Annotated in this window: 20 protein-coding genes; 11 read left to right on the top strand and 9 right to left on the bottom strand. The window is 37.1% G+C overall.

Annotation, left to right across the window (positions count from 1 at the left end; all coding sequences use genetic code 11):
- Window positions 1-24: 24 nt before the first annotated feature.
- The 3 genes from GFJ36_RS26660 to cydA form a co-directional block, all read right to left on the bottom strand.
- On the bottom strand, window positions 25-1,383 hold the full coding sequence (locus GFJ36_RS26660; RefSeq protein ID WP_157349795.1) for an arsenic transporter: 1,359 nt from the start codon (window positions 1,381-1,383) through the stop codon (window positions 25-27).
- A 352-nt stretch (window positions 1,384-1,735) separates the two neighbouring features.
- Entirely contained in the window at window positions 1,736-2,761 is a 1,026-nt protein-coding gene (locus GFJ36_RS26655) for a cytochrome d ubiquinol oxidase subunit II (protein ID WP_000544164.1), read from the bottom strand.
- On the bottom strand, window positions 2,754-4,109 hold the full coding sequence (gene cydA, locus GFJ36_RS26650) for a cytochrome ubiquinol oxidase subunit I (RefSeq protein ID WP_000381970.1): 1,356 nt from the start codon (window positions 4,107-4,109) through the stop codon (window positions 2,754-2,756). The genes GFJ36_RS26655 and cydA overlap by 8 nt, the downstream gene beginning before the upstream one ends.
- Before the next feature lie 254 nt (window positions 4,110-4,363).
- Between cydA and GFJ36_RS29270 the strand changes: the two genes are divergently transcribed.
- Both GFJ36_RS29270 and GFJ36_RS26645 read left to right on the top strand, forming a co-directional pair.
- Window positions 4,364-4,513: a hypothetical protein gene (locus tag GFJ36_RS29270; protein WP_000283173.1), complete on the top strand. Its 150-nt coding sequence runs from the start codon at window positions 4,364-4,366 to the stop codon at window positions 4,511-4,513.
- Window positions 4,514-4,604: 91 nt separating this feature from the next.
- Entirely contained in the window at window positions 4,605-5,690 is a 1,086-nt protein-coding gene (locus GFJ36_RS26645) for a transcriptional regulator (protein WP_157349794.1), read from the top strand.
- 55 nt (window positions 5,691-5,745) lie between these two features.
- Here the strand turns inward: GFJ36_RS26645 and GFJ36_RS26640 are convergent, their stop codons facing one another.
- Window positions 5,746-6,630 (bottom strand): LysR family transcriptional regulator, encoded by an 885-nt coding sequence (locus GFJ36_RS26640; protein ID WP_157349793.1) that lies wholly within the window; start codon window positions 6,628-6,630, stop codon window positions 5,746-5,748.
- A gap of 135 nt (window positions 6,631-6,765) precedes the next feature.
- Here GFJ36_RS26640 and GFJ36_RS26635 point away from each other — a divergent pair, with 135 nt between their 5' ends.
- On the top strand, window positions 6,766-8,766 hold the full coding sequence (locus tag GFJ36_RS26635; RefSeq protein ID WP_157349792.1) for a YhgE/Pip family protein: 2,001 nt from the start codon (window positions 6,766-6,768) through the stop codon (window positions 8,764-8,766).
- 40 nt (window positions 8,767-8,806) lie between these two features.
- Here GFJ36_RS26635 and GFJ36_RS26630 read toward each other — a convergent pair whose 3' ends face one another.
- From GFJ36_RS26630 to GFJ36_RS26620, 3 genes are all read right to left on the bottom strand, one after another.
- Window positions 8,807-9,187, bottom strand: a complete 381-nt coding sequence (locus GFJ36_RS26630; RefSeq protein ID WP_046960095.1) for a VOC family protein — start codon at window positions 9,185-9,187, stop codon at window positions 8,807-8,809.
- 42 nt (window positions 9,188-9,229) lie between these two features.
- A complete protein-coding gene (locus GFJ36_RS26625; RefSeq protein ID WP_098114955.1) occupies window positions 9,230-10,387 on the bottom strand; it encodes an acyltransferase in 1,158 nt (385 codons plus the stop codon).
- A 185-nt stretch (window positions 10,388-10,572) separates the two neighbouring features.
- Window positions 10,573-11,790 (bottom strand): dicarboxylate/amino acid:cation symporter, encoded by a 1,218-nt coding sequence (locus GFJ36_RS26620; RefSeq protein WP_048542556.1) that lies wholly within the window; start codon window positions 11,788-11,790, stop codon window positions 10,573-10,575.
- Between the two features lie 223 nt (window positions 11,791-12,013).
- Here GFJ36_RS26620 and GFJ36_RS26615 point away from each other — a divergent pair, with 223 nt between their 5' ends.
- The 3 genes from GFJ36_RS26615 to GFJ36_RS26605 are packed head-to-tail and all read left to right on the top strand — an operon-like array spanning window position 12,014 to window position 13,959.
- Complete coding sequence (locus GFJ36_RS26615) at window positions 12,014-12,316, top strand: PTS sugar transporter subunit IIB (RefSeq protein WP_048542554.1); 303 nt, start codon at window positions 12,014-12,016, stop codon at window positions 12,314-12,316.
- Window positions 12,317-12,330: 14 nt separating this feature from the next.
- Complete coding sequence (celB, locus tag GFJ36_RS26610) at window positions 12,331-13,632, top strand: PTS cellobiose transporter subunit IIC (RefSeq protein WP_157349791.1); 1,302 nt, start codon at window positions 12,331-12,333, stop codon at window positions 13,630-13,632.
- Window positions 13,633-13,641: 9 nt separating this feature from the next.
- On the top strand, window positions 13,642-13,959 hold the full coding sequence (locus GFJ36_RS26605; protein ID WP_061679347.1) for a PTS lactose/cellobiose transporter subunit IIA: 318 nt from the start codon (window positions 13,642-13,644) through the stop codon (window positions 13,957-13,959).
- Between the two features lie 110 nt (window positions 13,960-14,069).
- Here GFJ36_RS26605 and speD read toward each other — a convergent pair whose 3' ends face one another.
- Window positions 14,070-14,441 (bottom strand): adenosylmethionine decarboxylase, encoded by a 372-nt coding sequence (gene speD, locus GFJ36_RS26600; RefSeq protein WP_088123753.1) that lies wholly within the window; start codon window positions 14,439-14,441, stop codon window positions 14,070-14,072.
- A gap of 27 nt (window positions 14,442-14,468) precedes the next feature.
- A complete protein-coding gene (locus GFJ36_RS26595; RefSeq protein ID WP_088064811.1) occupies window positions 14,469-15,560 on the bottom strand; it encodes a polyamine aminopropyltransferase in 1,092 nt (363 codons plus the stop codon).
- Window positions 15,561-15,960: 400 nt separating this feature from the next.
- On the opposite strand from GFJ36_RS26595, the gene GFJ36_RS26590 reads away from it, so the two are divergent.
- From GFJ36_RS26590 to chbG, 5 genes are all read left to right on the top strand, one after another.
- Complete coding sequence (locus GFJ36_RS26590; RefSeq protein ID WP_001023569.1) at window positions 15,961-16,263, top strand: PTS sugar transporter subunit IIB; 303 nt, start codon at window positions 15,961-15,963, stop codon at window positions 16,261-16,263.
- A gap of 16 nt (window positions 16,264-16,279) precedes the next feature.
- Window positions 16,280-17,587, top strand: a complete 1,308-nt coding sequence (gene celB, locus GFJ36_RS26585; protein WP_088064810.1) for a PTS cellobiose transporter subunit IIC — start codon at window positions 16,280-16,282, stop codon at window positions 17,585-17,587.
- A 183-nt stretch (window positions 17,588-17,770) separates the two neighbouring features.
- Entirely contained in the window at window positions 17,771-18,094 is a 324-nt protein-coding gene (locus tag GFJ36_RS26580; protein ID WP_000989050.1) for a PTS lactose/cellobiose transporter subunit IIA, read from the top strand.
- Window positions 18,095-18,097: 3 nt separating this feature from the next.
- A complete protein-coding gene (gene celF / locus GFJ36_RS26575) occupies window positions 18,098-19,423 on the top strand; it encodes a 6-phospho-beta-glucosidase (protein ID WP_000145757.1) in 1,326 nt (441 codons plus the stop codon).
- Window positions 19,424-19,471: 48 nt separating this feature from the next.
- Window positions 19,472-20,176, top strand: coding sequence for a chitin disaccharide deacetylase (chbG, locus tag GFJ36_RS26570; protein WP_088064809.1), 705 nt, complete (start codon window positions 19,472-19,474; stop codon window positions 20,174-20,176).
- The last annotated feature ends 39 nt before the right edge of the window (window positions 20,177-20,215 follow it).

Raw genomic sequence — 20,215 nt, 5'->3', positions numbered from 1 at the left:
ACCCCCACTGATTAAAGTTTCACTTTATAAGGCGAAGAAGAGGTGTACCCAGTAGTATAAGAGGAATAATGTGACGACTGTTGTGAGAGGAATAACGATAAGGGATACACTTAAATAGTCTTTCCATTTTACTTTAATTTTGTTTTGTTTCAGGATATACATCCAAATGAGGGAAGCTAACGTACCGATTGGTAATAATAGTGAACCGATGTCACTACCAATGATATTTGCGAGATAGATAGTTTTTAATGTGACTGGATCTAGGCCCATTTCTGTTAATGTGATTGTACCAATCATAAGTGCAGGATGGTTATTGAAGACGTTAGAGAGGAGAGAAACGAGTCCGCCCATTGCAAAGCTAGCATAGAGTAGATGTTGACTTACAACTGGTTCAAGCCAATTTACAAGCGCCGTTGTTAATCCTGCGTTGTGAAGCCCGTAAATAATTACATACATAGAGAAAGCGAAAATTAAAATGTGCCACGGTGTCTTTTTCAAAATATCGACTGGATTTGTTCGTAAGTAGTACCATCTCCAGATGAGAAGAACGAGTGAACCGAGTACAGCAACAATTTCGATTGGAATCGATAAGAAGGATGCAACGAATAGAAGACAGCGCATAAGAAAGACGAAACCTAATACTTTTAACATGAATTTTGTACGTTTTTGTTTCGTATTAACAGATTTTGTTCCTTTAAGTGGATGGAAGTTTTTTGTGAAGAAAATCTCTTCAATGTCATAAGAAGAAACAGGTAATTTTTTCGGAAGCTTTTTCTTTAACACTGTATACATGAGCCATGACATAAATAATAAACCTAGTGTTGCAGGTACAAACATCATAGCAGTATGCATGTAAAGAGTCATATTAACGATATTTAATGCGATTAAGTTTACGATATTACTTACACCAATTGGTGCACTAGATGCAGTAGCGATTAAAGCACCACTTAATAAATAAGGAATTTGTTGATGTGGTTTTAATTGAAGGTTTTTCAGAAGAAGAATTAAAATTGGAGTTGTAATTAAAATACTACCGTCGTTATTAAATAAAAGAGTCATAAGAAAACATAATAATTGAATATACCAGTATAGACGGCGACCAGATCCTTTTGCTAAATTTGCAAGTTTCGCTGCGGACCAGTGGAAGAAGCCGAAGCTTTCTAATATAACCGCCATAACGATGGTCGCTAATATTGTTATAGAGGCACCGCCAATTTTACTAATAATATCTATGACGTCTGGTCTTGATACAAGTCCAGTAATCAAGATAATGCCAGCGCCAATTGCTGCCGGCCAAGCCTCATTTAAGCCACGGGGTCGCCAAAAGATAACAATCATCGTTAAGAAGAATACAATAATAGTAATCCATATTTCAATGCTCATATTTTACCTACCTTTCTACTTTTCCTTAAACCAATGTAGCTTGTCTCAAGGTTTGTATTAGTAGTATATTCAGCGAAAAATAGGAAGAACTAGACATATAATGGAATAAAGTGAATATGTGTTTTTCAAGCGAAAGGACAAGTGTCACGAATAGTGAAATAACTATTATGAGAGAAGTCTATAAATTAGAGGGGCAGTAAGATAGTAAATGGAATTTATATGGGCGATTATGGAGATATATTGGCGCAACTCAAAATATATCAGCGATTTTTAAAATATATCGACTTATCGATAAAACATGACAAAAGGAGCCCATCCCAAATGCCTTTTGGAACAGACTCCCCCGAATATATTATTTTTCCTTTAAAAAAGTTCGATCCTTCAAGAATAAATTCCAGAAGAAAATAAATCCTGGTAGTAAAATTGCGATTCCAATTGCGTATAGGATAAGCAATGCATAGAATGTTTCTGTCGTTGTAAAACTTGTAAATACAGTTACATCAGGATAAATAATATAAGGTAAATGTGCGACACCGTAAGCGTAACTTGCAAATGCATATTGAGCGACGACCGCTAAAACGGCGATGCGAGGGTATCCTAGTGTGCCGTACTTCTTGTTTGTCCACCAAAGAGAAGAGTATCCGATAACGAATAAAACGATAGAAACTGTAAACCATGGGAATTGCTTTATTAGTCCTTGCATAAGCCAGTGTGTTTCCGGATCCATTACAACGAGGGCGATAATCGCCGTAACGAGTGTTGCAGGACCAAGGATGATGGCGTTTCTTCTATAAATTCTATACGAATCTTCTGAACCTTGCTCTCTCGCAAAATCAGCAAGAAAGAGAGAGGAGAGAAATAGTTCCGAAGTTAGCCCAAAGAGCATATAGCAGTAGATAACCGGGCTAGAAAGAAGTTTTCCATACAGGAGTACTTCTTTTCCTTCAGAAATTGTAATATAAGCCCCCTCTGTAACGGGTAAAACAGTAATTAATAAGGCTGGAATTAAGAGCCCAGTAATACCTGAAATCACCCGAAGGAGGAATTGATACTTTGGCAGAGAGTAAGCAAATACCATGAATGTACTGCGAATTGCAATGAGTATTAAAATTAACATAACTGGCACGAACATCACTGTCGCAAGGGTGAAAGCAGCTTTCGGAAAGAAACCGAGAAAAGCGACAACGACAAAAACGAGAAATGTATTTGTTACTTCCCAAGTTGGTGATAAGTATCGATTGGCAAGTTTGGCAGCGAGCGTTGGATGTTTTGCGTATACCATGCCCCAAAAACCTGCTCCAAAATCGATGGACCCTAATATACTGTATACGAAAATAAGAGCCCATAAGATGATGATTGCAATACTTTCCTCATGCACGAGAATCGCCTCCTTCGTGATGTAAATCATTTGTAAGCGGATGTTTCTTAAAGAATGTCCGTAGTACAAAAACTGTTAAAATGCCGAGTCCAATATATAAAATGATGAATAGAATAAATAAAGGACCGACAAAATCAGCGCGTGTAGAAGCGTCCACTGTCCGTTGCATACCATAAATGGTCCATGGTTGACGACCACTACAGCTGAAAATCCACCCGAATTCAATACCGAGCATCATAATTGGTCCACATGCTGCAGCTCCCCAAAGAAGCCACTTCGGTAATTCTGCACCTTTTTTTCGGTAAACAAAGTACCAATATAAGAGGGCGATTGCTGCAACTGCAAAAGTAAAGGCAGCGGTGCCGACCATTAAGTTGAATAGTGTATGTGTGTAAAATGGTGGCCATGTTTCTTGTGGGAATTCCTTTAGTCCTTTTACGACGGTGCTAGGGTCGAGTCCCACTAGTAGGCTAAGCATGTTCGGGATTTCTAGTGCATAGTTTAGTTCAAGTGTGTTAGGGTCTACAACTCCGCCAATTGATAACGGTGCATGTGATGTCGTTTCAAATAAAGCTTCAGCAGATGCAAGTTTTTCAGGAGAATGCTTATGTAAGGCAATCGCCGATTCGTGTCCCGAAAGCCACATCGTAGCACCTGTAATAAATGTCACGACGAGTCCTAACAGTAGTCCCTTTTTATGATAAGCAATTTCACGTTTACTTAAGTTCTTCTTTAATAATTTAAATCCAGCGATAGAGGCAATGACGGCAGCTCCAGTTGTATAGGCTGTAATCACAACGTGGAATGCGCTTGTACCAAAACTCGGATTAAAGAAAGCTTTCCATGGATCAACGTTAAAAACTGATCCATCTGGCCCCATTGAAAAGCCTGCGGGTGTATTCATCCATGTATTTGCTGATGTAATAAGCACGGCAGATGCCGTGGCACCAATCATGACGAAGAATAGCGAGATTAATCTCATGAATGGAGGTAGTTTGTCAGCTGCATATACATAAATAGACATGAACAACGCCTCTAAAAAGAAGGCGAAAATCTCAATTTGAAAGGGAACAGAAATAACCTGCCCAACAATTTTGGCAAAACCAGGCCAAAGAAGTGAGATTTGCACACCAACAATTGTTCCAGTTGGAATTGCTACACCGAGAAGGATGGCAAAAGCCTTCGTCCATCTTTTCGCCATAATGGCGTAATCGGAATCTTTCTTCCAGTGATAGAGTATTTCACTTATAAAAATCATTAATGAAAGTCCGACACCAAGTGTTGCAAAGATAATGTGGAATGCTAATGAAGAACCAAAAAATGCTCTTGCTAATGTTACCGTATCCATATGTAAACTCCTCTTCTTTTTGCCATTATTTTCTGATTGAATTGGAAGATTTATTCAGAAAAACTACCAAAAATATATATGTATTTAAAAAGTGGATATGGTAATATAATGTTTGAATATTCTGAATAGAAAGAAGTTAATGTTTAATAATATTTTGTTTGTTTTTTAGTAAGGAATATTTTATAATCTTTTATGCGAACATAAGTTCTGTTTTTCGAGGTGAAGAAGTTTATGTGAAATGGAGAGGATGTTTTATGTATCCTGAAGTCATTAAAAAGATGGCATTTTCAAAAGAGCATAGAGATTTATTATTGAAGCTGTATAATAAAGAGATTACGCGTCGTGAATATGATCGACTTGTGGCATCGCTATATAGACCTTCTAAAGAGGCTTGTGAGGGATAGAGGCAAGGGAGACAATCTAATAGATTGTCTTTTTTAATTTTACGTATGTTCTGGTAAAATTAAGGCTAGCCTTATTAGGGAGGTGAAAAGATTGCGGAAACGTTTATATATAGGGATTGGAGTTATTCTCTTAATCGCTTTAGGTGGCATTGTATTTTGGTCAGCTATACAAGGAAACCGTACAGAACATTTTATTTTAAGACATATGGTGAATGAAAATGGGACGCTTGCCACATATCGTTTAGCGGATACAAAGGCAGGTACGGGTGAAGCGAAAGGCCGTGAAGCTTTATCGGAATCAGCAGGACTATGGCTACAATATACATTGGATAAAGACGATCAAGCGTTATTCGATGAACAAGTTAAGGTTATTCAAAATAGCTTTGTACATAAGGATCATATTGTTATATGGAAAATCTCTGAAAAGGGAGAAATGCAGTCAGCTACAAATGCACTTATAGATGATCTTCGTATTATAGAACAATTATATCGTGCTTATGAAATGTACAAGGAAGAGCGTTATAAAAACTTGGCAGATCAATTGAGTGACGCTGTAATTCGTTATAATAAGAAAGATAATTATTACGTTGATTATTATGATGCAGATGCAGGGAAACAAAATAATTTTGCAACTACATCATACTTAAATCCACACGCATTTTCGTATATGAAAAAGTACGGCAAAGTTTCTGCACAGCAATATCAGGAAGTCGTTCAATTTTTAGCGGATTATCCAAGGCATGGCTGGGCATTCCCAAAAGAGTATAAAGAAGATGGTACATTTACGTACGATAAAGAAGTAAATCTTATTGACCAATCATACGTTGCATATCATCGAAGTTTAGGTGGCCTTTCATCAGCTGCTTATTTGGAATTTATCAAGAAGAAGTTCCAGGAGGATGGAAAGCTATACGGTCGTTACAATTTAGAAACGGGAAAACAAACTGTAAATTATGAATCACCAGCCGCATACGGACTAACGATCTTGTACGTACTACAAACAGGTGATACAAAGTTTGCAAAGGAATTATATGATCATATGGCCACATTCCGAAATGACAATATATTTAGTAGATATTATGGTGGATACGTAACAGGTGAAAATAATAATACGCATATTTTCGATAACGTATTGCCGCTTTTAGCGGAAATGGAATTGGAGAAGAGTAAGAAATAGAAGGTGCTATCCTCTGAAGGTGGCACCTTTTATTTTTTACTAAGTCGATATAATTTTACGTTCTAATATTGGAGAAGTAGTCAATTACGAATTTACGGAATTGCTGAGCGGTTTTTGATAAGTAGCGTTTCTTCGACCAACTCAATCCGATAGTCCGCTCGCAATTGGGTTCAATAATACGTAACTTATTTAATGCTAAAGTAGAGTTTTTTAATAAAGTTAAACTTGGGACAAAGGCGATGCCGAGACCTTGCTTAATAAGGTCGCTAATCACGGTTGGTTCATCTACTTCAAAAGCGATATGTGGAGTGAAGCCAGCTTCTTTACAAAATTCATCCGTTAAGTGCCGAAATCCGTAACCAGTGTTCATACTAATAAATGGTTCGTCTTTTACTTCATGCAGATGGATATTTTCGCGTCCTGATAAACGATGACCTGAAGGGACAACTAAGAAAATTTCTTCTGTAATAAGTGGTTCCCACATAATTTCCTCGCCTTCAATTGGCACAGAAGAAATGCAAAAGTCAATTTCTATATTATCTAGTTGTCGCTTCATAGAAGGAGTAGATGCGAGAAATTGTTGGAATCGAACGTTAGGATGTTCTAGTAAAAAAGAACCGAGTAGTTCTGGTAATATTCTCGGAATAGAAACTGCCAGTGTAATAGAGCTTTGTTGTAATTCAGCTAAATCTTTAATTTCTCGTTCGCCTTCACTTAATTCATAAAAAATGCGCTCTACTCGTTTTAAAAATACTTTCCCAAAAGAGTTTAATGTAATGTGTCGACCTTGGCGATCAAATAGCAAGACGCCTAAGTCTTTTTCTAATCTAGCGATTGTTTTGCTGAGCGAAGGTTGTGCGATATGCAATTCCTCAGCCGCTTTTGTCATATGTTCTAATCGTGCGACTGTCTGAAAGTATTTTAGTTGAAGAAGTTCCATTTTGACTCTCCTTTCTATAGACCAAAAGGAATGAATTAATAATTAAAGATGTATTATACAGTATGGAAAGTGGCGTGTATAGTAAATCTGTTAAACCATTCTAATGGTGTTAAATTAGGAGAAGGAGTATGTTTCATGAAGGGAATTCAACTTATATTTAAAGATTGGAAAGCGATGTGGCACCATAAACATGGACGTATCGCTTTAATTTTTTTATTAATCGTTCCTTTAATTTATTCAGGATTCTTTTTAGCTGGATACTGGGATCCATATGGAAAATTAGATAAATTACCTGTTGCGATTGTAAATTTAGATGAGGGTGCTGCGATGGATGAAAAAACAATTCACGCAGGAGACGATTTTGTCAAAAATTTAAAAGAGAATAAGGAACTAGCTTTTCATTTCGTATCAGAAAAAAATGCTGATGAAGGGTTAAAAAAAGATAAGTATTATATGGTCGTTACGATTCCAGAGGATTTCTCTAAAAAGGTAAGTACACTTATGGATGAGAAACCAGAGCCAGCGCAGCTTCAGTACAAAGTAAATCCTGGTAAAAACTTTGTAGCAGCTCAAATTGGAACGACAGCTGTTGAAAATATGAAAACAAAAATTTCAAATAGTATTACGAAATCTTATACAGAAGGTGTCTTTTCAAAGTTTCAAGATTTGGCACAAGGATTGAGTGATGCAAGTAATGGTGCTGAGAAGCTGCATGAAGGAACGACAGATGCAAAAAATGGGGCGAATCAGCTTGCAGATGGTATTCATCGTTTAAGTGACGGGGCATCAAAAGTGAAAGAGGGAAGTGAAAAGCTTGCTTCTAGCCAATCTGCCTTAAGTGGCGGCGCAAATGAGCTGAGTGAAGGGGCAACCTCACTTCATAGTGGTATGGCGTTATTAGCTCAAGGTGAAAAAACTTTACAATCAGGGGTTAGTGAATTAAGTGCTGGTACAAATGAATGGGTGAACGGAAGTGAGAAACTTGCTGAAGGGCAAGTGAAAGCGGACAATGCAGCAAATAGTGTAAAACAACAATTAGAAGAGTATGTGAAAAGTCATCCAGAAGTGCAGCAAGATCCTGCTTTTCAAAAGATCATTGCTACTTCTAACGGATTAGCTAAAGCAGTAAACACTTTAAATAATAGCCAACAACAATTGACACAAGGTGCGAAGAAGCTTGCTGACGGTCAGAATAAGATTGAAGAAGGTATGAATACATTCGGAGTTAAGTTAAGCGAAGCTACTGCTGGAACGAAAAAGATAGCAGATGGTGCTGCGAATGTAGCTAATGGATTTACGAAGTGGGGAAATGGATTTACAACATTACAAGAAGGTGTAAATCACCTTGCGATTGGCGGAACAGAGCTGAATCATGGTGCTAATAAGTTAGAGGACGGACTTGTTAAACTTGACGATGGTGCGAAAGAACTTTCTACGAAATTAGGAGAGGGCGCAGAGAAGATAGCGGATGTTCGCAATGATGATGCCCGTAATACGATGTTCTCAGAGCCGGTTCAGTTAGTGAAGTCGACAGTTTCTGATGTGCCTAACTACGGTTCAGGCATTGCACCATACTTTTTATCACTGGCATTTTATGTTGGCGGAATTATGGCATCGAATATTTTACCTCTTGGCCGTAGACAAAATATGAAGGTAAGCGGAACAGTACATTTTATTAATAAACTAGGATTGGTATATGTAATTGGACTTATTCAAGCATTACTTGTGGATGTGGCTGTGCTAGGAGTTATGAAATTAGAAGTTGCAAGTGTGCCACTCTTTGTTTTATCAAGTATCGTTATTTCCTTTACGTTCATGACGTTTATTCTTATGTTAGTAACGGTATTTGGTCTTGTTGGAAAGTTCTTAGCGGTAACGCTTCTAGTCTTGCAATTAGCGACGAGCGGGGGGACTTTCCCAGGAGAATTAAATATAGCTGTTCTTAGCAAAATTGGAGAATTTCTTCCAATGTCCCATTCTCTTAGAGGGCTACAAGATGTGATTTCTTTAGGAGATTGGTCGCAATTACAAATGCAAATTTTAATATTGTTATGCTATCTCGTTGTTGCTGGCGGAATTGCTTGGATTACGAGTCATATACAACATAGGGAAACGAATGCAGAACAAGTTTCTTAAAATGAAAGAAGCTATCCGTTTTTTTAGGATAGCTTCTTTTTTATTTACGCTCCATTACCGCAAAGTAATTGTTTTCATTATCAGCAAAGTTGAATGCTCTACCTGTAGGTAAATCTACAACTTGTCCAACTGTAACGTTTTTCTCAGAAAGATCTTTATACAGTTGATCTAAGTTATTAGAGAAGAACATAAGTGAAGGTGTATTTAAGTTTAATTCAGGTTGCATCTTCGCAATTAACGCTTTATCGTGAAGGACGATGCTTGTGCCTCCTTCTTTCGTTGGTGCAATTTCAATCCAGCGAAAGCCTTGTCCGTTATTTTCTTCCGCAATAATTTGGAATCCTACTGTCTCAGTCCAAAATTGTACTGCTTCATCTTGATTATTTACATATAACATAATTTGTCCAATTTGATTAATCATAGGTGTGTCCTACTTTCTTTTCTTGTATGGAATTCTATTATATCAAAGATATGGTTTGAATACTTTTTCGTGATTTTTCCGAAGTACAATCTTAGCCCATTTCATATTTGTCGTAGGGGAAGGCCCTGTAATCCATGTATGAAATGGTAGTGTACTGCAAATGACCATTGCTGAAATCGAGATTGTGGCCGTTATTGTAAATAATAATAAGCTATATAATATTGTGTTTTCTTGCAGTGTGAATAAAGAAAGAAATTTTGTACATAGTTGCAAGAAGAAAAAATGAGCTAAATAAGCACCATACGTGTAACTCCCAATAAATCGTAAAGCTTTATATAAGAAACCTCGTCGTTGTACGATTGTAATAGACAGCACGTAAAGTATAATAATTTCGCATACGATATATAAAAACATAGACGGTTTTAAATAAGTCGAAACGGTTAAATGAATAGAGTTTGCTCCGTAAAAACTAAATAACTCATAATTGATGAATAGAAATAAGACGAAAAATAACATTGTTATAAGCGGGATATGTTTCATGACAAATGTACGCCACGCTTTTAGTGCGACAGCAGCGATTCCTCCCATGACGAAATAGAATGAGTAGAAGAAGAAGGAACGATCTGTATAATGTAAAATGGTTGAGCTAGTCAATTTCTCTCCATTAAAAATGTAGTGGGAAGAATACCACATTAAGAGGAAATATAGACAAGCAAAGATGGTCATATATTTATATATGTCTTTTTTATTTTCTGTTCGTTTTTGAAACCAATAAAATAGTGTGCATAGCAAAGGGAACAATAAGTGAATTTGGAACATCATAATAACGTACCAAAGATGGGGCGCGGCTGTTCCGAGTAATAAACTTTTTATACCACTTTGTAGTGTAATCATATCGTTTGTTGTTAATAAGTAAAGAATAGACCAGAAGAAATAAGGAATGAGTAAATGTGCGGCTTTTTCATAAATATATTCTGTATAGGCTAGTTGCTTCGTATATTGCCGAATTAAGTGAAAGCCGACGATAAATATGAATGCAGGTGCTGAAAATTTTGCAAGGTTAAATAGCATACCCATAATGAGGGATTGCTCAAGTGAAACATTTCCTTGATTCATTGTATATAATAAGGAACTTTGCAAAACGACAGCGAGGAATGCAATGCTTTGCAAAACTTTAAATTCTGGTGCGCTTTGAGTCATAATGTCCATCTCCTTTTCCATACATGATTATAGTACGGAGAATGGATAATGAGTGTGGAATATTTGTGAAGATTATAACAAATTTGTGGCGGAATGGATTATATCGACGTTTCGACAAGGATATCGACTTATCAACAAATAACAACAAAAGAGGATGCTCAAAATGAGCATCCTCTTTCTATTTATTAAGCAAATTTATTTTTGATCCAGTTCTTACCTTCTACAAGGCGAGCTGTCATTACGGCACAAGCGTTATCTCCTGTTACGTTTAACACTGTTGCAGGAGGGTCAATGATTGTACTAATTGCTGCGATAATTGGCAATGCTTCTGGCGGGAAGCCGTATAGAGAAACGATTAACATTTCACCAATCATACCACCACCTGGAATAGCGCCCATTACTGTTCCTACTAATAGAGAAACAACAAGTGCAATTGCTAATGTTTTCGGTCCTTCGAATTCCATGTTGAAAATACCGAATAAGAAAGCAATTTTTAATACGCCACCTAAAACAGATCCATCTTTATGAAGTGTAGATCCAAGAAGGACAACTGTTTCACGAACGTCAGAAGAGATACCCATTTTCTTCGTTGCTTCCAAGTTCGCTGGAATACTAGCAGCACTACTACAAGTTGCTAGTGATGTAACTGTAGGAGATACCATGTTCTTCCAAAATATTTGTACACCTTGTTTGCGACCGGCAAGGTATGCATAGAACGTGAAGAATACAAAGAAGTAAATTAGAGACGCTGGATAGTATACCATTGCTGCTCGGAAGTAAGTTCCAAGAAGTTGTGGTCCGAATTCACCAACTAATGCCGCGAAGTAAGCAGCAAGTCCGATTGGAGCGTAGTACATAATGAAAGATACAACTTTCATTGAAATTTCTGCACCAGCTTGTAAGAATGTAGCGAATGGCTTTCCTTTTTCACCAACTGCGGAAGTGGCAACCCCCATTAAAATAGAGAAGAAAATAAGAGCTAACATATTTTCACGAGATAGTAACTTCGAGAAATCAGATACTGTTATAATACCAACAATTTGATCCGCAACACTAACCGCTTTTTCAGCTTTGTCAGGTTGTGTTAGTTCTAATACAACACCTTGTGCTGGCGGGAATACTTTCACGACAATAATCATAAAAATAGCAGCTAAAATACTTGTAAATAAGAAAGTCCCAGCCATACTAGACATAATTTTACCGAAACGTTTTAATCCATCCATATTAGCAATAGATGACGCGATGCTAAAGAACACTAAAGGTACAACAATCGTAAACATTAAGTTTAAGAAAATGTCACCAAGCGGCTTTAAAGCAACTGCATCGGCACCCATGAAATAACCAATGAAACCACCAATTAGGATAGAAGATAATAAAATAAGTGGAAAGCGATATGCCTTCATAAATATATCCTCCTATCAATTAAAAAAATCATACTGAATTATTATAGCGAGTTAGAGTCCTCTTTACTAGGAGAATAATGATAGATGGAATAGCGTGAAAACCGAGAAATTTTTGTTTTTAAGCTCGGCATACAGCAGGAAATCTAGACATATATATTTGTAACCTAGTGATGGCAAAGGATGCACCGTAACTTAGGTTTGGAAAAAGGGGGAGGGAAAAGGGATGAATATTTTACTTTGCTGTGCAGCGGGAATGTCTTCCAGTTTGATTGTTACAAAAATGGAGAAAGCAGCAGAGGCAAAAGGGATAGAGGTAAAGATTTGGGCTGTATCAGGTTCTGAAGTAAATAGTCACATAGATGAAGCTGATGTACTTTTACTAGGACCGCAAGTACGTTATTTATTACCGAAAATGAAAGAATTATGTAAGGAGAAGGGAATACCTGTTGATGTCATTCAATCCGTCCATTACGGGCTTTGTAATGGAGAAGCTATCTTGCAAGCAGCTTTGTTAATGAAACCATGAGGAGTGTGGGATAGATGATACGGTTTTTAGAGAAATATGTAATGCCAGTAGCGGGGAAGGTTGCAGAACAGAGGCATTTGCTAGCGATTCGTGATGGACTTGTATTGACGATGCCTTTCTTAATTATAGGATCATTTTTCCTTATTATTAGTGCTTTACCAATACCAGGTTATAATGATTTTATGGCAGGTTTGTTTGGAGATAATTGGCAGAGGGCTTTAGGGTATCCAGTTAGTGCAACTTTTAATATAATGGCTTTAATAGCTGTTTTTGGAATCGCTTACAGACTTGGAGAATATTATAAAGTGGACGCTTTAGCATCCGGGGCATTGTCGCTTGTGACGTTTTTACTTGCGACGCCATTTCAAGTTGCATATATTATACCAAGTACAAAAGAGAGTGTACTTGTAGAAGGTGCTATCCCAGCTGCGTTAATGGGAAGCCAAGGGTTATTTGTAGCAATGATTATTGCACTTATATCTACTGAACTTTATCGGTTTATTGTACAAAAAAAGATAATTATAAAGATGCCAGAGACAGTTCCGCCAGCTGTGACACGTTCATTTGCCGCGCTTGTTCCAGGATTTATTGTTGTAACGGTTATTTGGATTTTACGCTTAATTATAGAAAATACTTCTTTTGGCAGTATCCATAATATTGTGGGGCAAATTTTACAGGAACCACTTAGTGTACTTGGTGCTAGTCTTTGGGGCGCAATAATAGCTGTTATTCTCGTTCATGTTCTTTGGTCATGTGGAATTCATGGAGCTACTATTGTTGGTGGTGTAATGAGTCCGGTTTGGTTGTCGTTAATGGATCAAAATCGAGTTGCTTACCAAGCAGGGCAAGATATACCAAATACGATTACTGCACAGTTTTTTGATTTATGGATTTATATGGGCGGATCTGGTGCGACACTTGCTTTAGTTATTGGAATGTTATTGTTTGCACGAAGTCAGCAATTAAAAAGTTTAGGGAGATTGTCAATTGCACCTGGTATATTTAATATTAATGAGATGGTAACTTTTGGTATGCCGATTGTCATGAACCCAATTTTACTAATTCCATTTATATTGGTTCCAGTTGTGTTAACGATTGTTTCTTACTTTGCGATGGAATGGGGGTTAGTTGCCCGTCCGAGCGGAGCTGCTGTACCTTGGACGACACCTATTCTTTTTAGTGGATATTTAGGATCAGGTGGGAAAATTTCAGGTGTTGTGTTACAACTTGTTAATTTTGCGCTTGCATTCTTCATTTATTTACCGTTCTTAAAAATATGGGATAAACAAAAGTTGGCGGAAGAAAAGGGGGAGTAAAGAACTAAAATGGATACGATAGAAACGAAGGCTTTTCATTTAATTTTGCATGGGGGAAATGCGAGAAGTTGTTCAATGGAAGCAATTGATTGCGCAAAGCGTGGAGAATTTATAGAAGCAGAAGCTAAATTACAAGAAGCGTTAGAGGAATTAAAAGAGGCGCACCGTGTGCAAACGGAGCTCATACAGAAAGAAGCCGGTGGTGAAAAGACCGAGGTTACCCTTCTGATGGTGCACGCGCAAGATCATTTAATGAATGCGATTACGGTGAAGGAATTAGCGAGTGAATTTGTAGAATTATATAGGAAGATGTCAGTATCGGAATGAACCTTGCGTATGCAAGGTTTTTTTATGTATGTGTCTGTACCATCAGTGGAGTGTTCGTTCCACTGATGGTATTTATAATCCTCCTTTTTACAAATGAGTAAGAGTGATATTTAATCGGTAGTAACAATCTCCCCTATACCACGGATTAGCTTTTTTATATGCATCTCATTTGGTTTTAATATACTTACGATATAATCAATCGCTATTTGCGGTTCAACGGTCGTACCACACGTATAACAGTCAATGGCTGCAAAGTTTTTTTCTGGATAAGTGTGAATAGAAAGGTGGCTTTCAGATAGTAAAACTAAAACAGTAACGCCATGCGGATCGAATTCTTTTGTACTTACGTTTAAAACATGGGCACCAGAGCGATCAGCAGCAGTAACTAAATGATATTCTAAAAAGTGAACATCATCTAATAAAGAAAAGTCCACTCCCCATAAATCTACTATTATATGCTTACCGAAAGTAGAGTATTCCATAAAGTAGCACTCCTCACTATAATATCGTCAAAACTCCATTTCTTTTTTGTAACATTGATGTAGGATAAGGTTTGATTCTGAGTTTAAAAGAGCGAGATTACGTTGTTCTAAATGTTCTTCTTGAAATTGAAACAAAGGAGCAAGAAGAGAAGGTAATGTTCGAGGAGTTGGCACAACATATAATTGTTCAATTTGATCGAGTACATAGGCAGAGTTAGCAGCAATATGAAATCCCCAGTCAGTTCCGAAAGAAGGAACGATTGTATGATAACTTTTCACAGTCAATCCAGCATGTTCGATTGTGTTACCGATGCTCCAATATACAAGAGGTGCATCAGCAGGTGAATTAGATTGGCAGACGAATGCTCCATCTTCTGTTAAAAATGTAGCTATCCGAGCAAAAAGTTCGCTTGTATATAAAGTACTTAAAACTTCTGTTGCTGGATCAGGAAAATCAATAATAATTACATCGTATAGAGAGGAAGAAGAATTTAGAAATTCTTTTGCATCGCATACGTGTACATTTACACGACTATCAAAAAATGCACTTTGATTTAAAGAAACTACTTCCGGAACATTACGTGCCATATTAATCATTGCCTCGTCTAAATCAACAAGATCTACATGTAGCACAGTTTCATATTTTAAAACTTCTCGTAAAGCAAGACCATCGCCACCACCTAATATAAGAACACGTTTTGGATCAATTACCTTTGACATAATTGGATGAACAAGTGCTTCATGATAAATTTGCTCATCGACGGAACTAAATTGTAATTGCTTGTCCAAATATAAACGGACGTCACTTACTTGTAACAAAGTAATATTTTGATAATTACTTTGTTCTGCAAATAAATTTGTATGCTCACCAGCTTGTATTTCTTTAAGAGAAATTTCATCCCATATATCTAAGCTGTGTGAATTTGTGGGTACTATGATTACATTTTCCGATTGTTCTTGTTTGTTCTGCTTATCCTGTTTATCTTGCTTGTCCTGTTTATTTTCCATTTCCTGTTGTTCTAGTTCAAATTTATCAGAGTCTAATTCAGAGCGCTTGTCTTTTTTATAGCTTGTTATTCTATAAATCTTTATTTTGTTCTGTTTTCTATGTTTTGGCATAGGAATCCCCTTTCGAATTGTGTTATTTTATTCTATTCTATGTAATTTAGTAGAGTTGGCTTGGACAATAGATAGAAGAGTGTATTGAAGAGAGGTTTATTTTTACTAGATTTTCACGCGCAAAAAATTTTTTTAGTGTATTTTTTGTTTTAAATACAACTAGACAACTAAACACTAATCTATTTTCATACAGTTATGTGTTAAAAGCGTGTTGTTTTATAACACACTGTGTGTTTTTTAGGTGACACACTAATTGAAAGCGTTAACACACAAAGAAAACAGTCGAAAAAGTGCTGATTTTAGTGGTTTTAAAAAGTTGGCACGCTAATTGCATTAATAAATAGCGTAAAGAAAAATAAATAAACATAAATTTTTTATACTACACAAGGGGGATTTTCAAATGAATATTTTATTATGTTGCTCAGCAGGGATGTCTACAAGTTTACTAGTTACAAAAATGGAAGCGGCTGCAAAAGCTCGCGGTCTAGAAGGAAAGATCTGGGCTGTATCTGGGGATGCAGTAAAAACAAATATCGATCAAGCAGATGTATTATTACTAGGACCACAAGTTCGTTACATGCTTTCTTCAATGAAAACGCTTGCTGATGAGAGAAACGTTGGAATCGACGTTATCAATCCAATGCACTACGGCATGATGAATGGAGAAGCAGTTTTAGATCACGCGTTAACACTTAAAAAATAATTAGGGGGGAAGCGAAATGCAAAAGTTTATTGCATTCATGGAGAAATATATTGTTCCTGTCGCTGGTAAAATCGGATCGCAACGTCACTTAGCTGCGATCCGTGACGGATTTATTGCAGTTATGCCACTTATCTTAGTTGGTGCATTGGCATCACTAATTAATGGTTTTCCGTCTGAAGCTTTCCAAGAGTTTATGAAAGGTTTGTTTGGTGAAACGTGGAAACAAGTTGGCGGTGGAATGTGGACTGGTTCTTTCGCAATTCTAGCACTAATCATAGCATTTACAACAAGTTATAACTTAGCAAAATCTTACGGCGTTGATGGTTTGTCAGCAGGTATTATTTCATTTGGTGCGTTAATTATTCTTACGCCAACAACACCGAAAGAAGGCGGATTGAACTTAGCTTGGACAGGTGCACAAGGGTTATTCGTAGCAATTATTGTGGCGCTCCTTGTTACTGAGGTATTCCGTTTCTTTGTACAAAGAAACATTACATTTAAAATGCCTGATGGAGTACCACCAGCAGTTTTAAGATCGTTCGCAGCTATAGTTCCAGCATTTGTTATCTTAACAGTAGTTGCAGGTATTCAATTAGCAGTGAAATTAGCTGGTACAAGTGTTCATGAATTTATCTTTAATACGATTCAATCACCACTGCAAAGTTTAGCAGGGACATTACCAAGTGCAATTATCATTGTAATCCTTGTTCATCTTCTTTGGTTCTTCGGTTTACATGGTCCAAATATCGTTGGTGGTATTATTGAGCCATTATACTTACCGGCATTAGAGGAAAACATGAAGTTATTCAAAGGTGGTACATCTGCATTTGATGTTCCAAACATTGTTACAAAACCATTCTTTGATACTTTCGTATATCTTGGTGGTTCTGGTGCAACATTAGCGTTCTTAGTAGTTGTGTTAATTGTAGCGAAAAGTGCACAATTACGCAGTGTATCTCGTTTATCAATTGGTCCTGGTGCATTTAACATTAACGAACCAGTAATCTTTGGTACACCAATTATTTTAAATCCAATTTTATTCTTACCGTTTATCATAACACCAATTGTATTAGTAATTACTTCTTATACAGCTATATCTATTGGCTGGGTACCAAAAACAGTTGGGATGATTCCATGGGCAACACCACCAATTATTAGTGGTTATCTTGTAACAGGTGGACATCTTTCAGGTGCACTCCTACAGTTATTCAACTTTGTAATTGCGATGGTGATCTATTATCCATTTGTTGTATTATGCGATCGTTCTGTTGTTCGTACTGAAAAAGCAGCAGCACAAGGAAATAACAACTCTGTACCTATGTAACATAAAGGTTGTTCTCGCAGATAAGATTGTCTGTGAGAACAACTACCTTTATATCATGTTCAAAAAGATGAAATCCATCTACAAGAACACCAAACTATCATTCATAAAATAATAATGTAATAGAAATGTTCAAACTGAAGGGGTATTTCAATCGGTTGAACCATAATAGAGAGGGCGGTAATTATGATGACTACAGCAGAACAAATTCCATTCCAATTAATTTTAAATAGTGGTAATGCACGAAGCTTTGCAATGGAGGCACTTCAATTTGCCAAACAGGGGAAAATGGCAGAGGCTGATGAAGCGATGGTGAAGGCGAAAGAAGCGATTAATGAAGCGCATCATTTCCAAACAGAGCTCATACAATCAGAAGCAAGAGGAGAAAAAACAGAGATTAGTGTTCTTTTAATTCATGCACAAGATCATTTAATGAATGCGATTACAGTAAAAGAATTAGCAGCAGAATTTATTGATCTTTATAAAAAGTTAGAAGCGAAAGGGGAATAAAGCATGACTGGAATTAAAATTGCTACAATCGGCGGTGGATCTAGTTATACACCAGAGTTAATTGAAGGGTTTATTAAACGTTATGATGAGCTTCCTGTTCGTGAAATTTGGTTAGTAGATATTGAGGCAGGAAAAGAAAAATTAGAAATCGTTGGTAACTTAGCGAAGCGTATGGTGAAAAAATCTGGTTTACCAATCGAGGTACATTTAACACTTGATCGCCGTGAAGCATTAAAAGATGCTGACTTCGTAACAACGCAGCTTCGCGTAGGTTTATTAGAAGCTCGTGCAAAAGATGAAGCAATCCCATTAAAATATGATGTAATTGGTCAGGAAACGAATGGTCCTGGTGGTTTATTCAAAGCGCTGAGAACGATTCCTGTTATTTTAGATATTTGTAAGGATATGGAGGAGCTTTGTCCGAATGCATGGTTAATTAACTTCGCGAACCCAGCTGGTATGGTAACAGAAGCTGTCCTTCGTTATACAAATATTCAAAGAGTAGTTGGTCTATGTAACGTTCCAATCGGAATCCGCATGGGTCTTGCAAGATTACTTGAAGTAGATGCAAGTCGTGTACACGTTGATTTTGCAGGTTTAAATCATATGGTATACGGACTAGACGTATATTTAGATGGCGTAAGTGTAATGGATCGTGTGTTAGAGCTTGTAACAGATCCAGAAAAGCAAATTACGATGGAAAATATTGCAGCACTTAACTGGGAGCCAGACTTTATTCGCGGTCTTCGTGCAATTCCATGTCCATACCATCGTTATTACTACAAAACACGTGAAATGTTAGAAGAAGAGAAAGAAGCTTCGGTTGAAAAAGGTACACGTGCAGAAGTAGTAAAACAATTAGAAGATGATTTATTCGAGTTATATAAAGACCCGAACTTAGATATTAAACCACCACAATTAGAAAAACGTGGCGGCGCTTATTATAGTGACGCAGCATGTAGCTTAATTACGTCTATTTACAATAATAAAGGTGATATCCAGCCTGTTAATACACGAAACAATGGAACAATTGCAAGCTTACCGCATGATTCTGCTGTTGAAGTGAACTGTATTATTACGAAAGAGGGTCCAAAACCAATTGCGGTCGGAGATCTTCCCGTACCAGTTCGCGGTTTAGTACAACAAATTAAATCATTTGAGCGCACAACAATTGAAGCTGCTGTTACAGGAGATTATCATAAAGCGCTGCTTGCTATGACAATTAATCCACTTGTACCATCAGATAAAGTTGCAAAACAAATTTTAGATGAAATGTTGGAAGCACATAAAGAATATCTTCCGCAGTTCTTTAAAAAGGTAGAGAAATAAAGCGGCGCTATTTAGCCCGCTTTTTTTATTCTATTAGGAGGTATTACGATGATTAAGTTAATTGTAAACGCAGATGATTTTGGTCTTACAGAAGGTACAAATTACGGCATTATTGATGGACATATAAATGGACTTGTAAATTCAACGACGATGATGATGAATATGCCAGGAACAGAGCATGCGGTACGCTTAGCAAAAGAATATAACCTACTCGGAGTAGGCGTACATCTCGTATTAACGGCAGGGAAACCTCTTCTTGGAGACGTACCATCACTTGTAAATAGCGATGGATTGTTTCATAAACAAAGCGTCGTATGGGAAGGGAAGCTAAATGCAGAAGAAGTTGAGAGAGAATGGACTGCTCAAATTGAGAAATTCCTATCTTACGGATTAAAACCAACTCATTTAGATAGTCATCATCACGTGCATGGATTACCGATCTTGCACGATGTTCTTGAGAGATTAGCGGCTACATATAATGTTCCAATTCGTCGTTGTGAGGAAGAGCGAGCAGTACGCCCGTTTTCTGACGTGTTTTACAGTGACTTTTACGCGGATGGTGTGACGGAAGATTACTTTGTGAAGTTAAAAGAAAGAGTACAAGGTGAACAAACGGTAGAAATTATGGTTCATCCAGCGTATATTGATCCAGAGCTTGTGAAGCGTTCTTCTTACGTAATGGATCGTGTGAAAGAATTGCGTATTTTAACAGAGAGCGAGTTGCCTGAAGGAATAGAACTTGTGAAGTTTTAATAGAAAAACGACGGCTACATAATGCCGTCGTTTTTTTAT

The sequence above is a fragment of the Bacillus sp. EE-W1 genome, from assembly GCF_009760835.1.
Classification (GTDB): domain Bacteria; phylum Bacillota; class Bacilli; order Bacillales; family Bacillaceae_G; genus Bacillus_A; species Bacillus_A wiedmannii.
The sequence above is the reverse complement of the archived record's forward strand: the minus strand, read 5'-3'. Positions and strand labels throughout refer to the sequence as shown.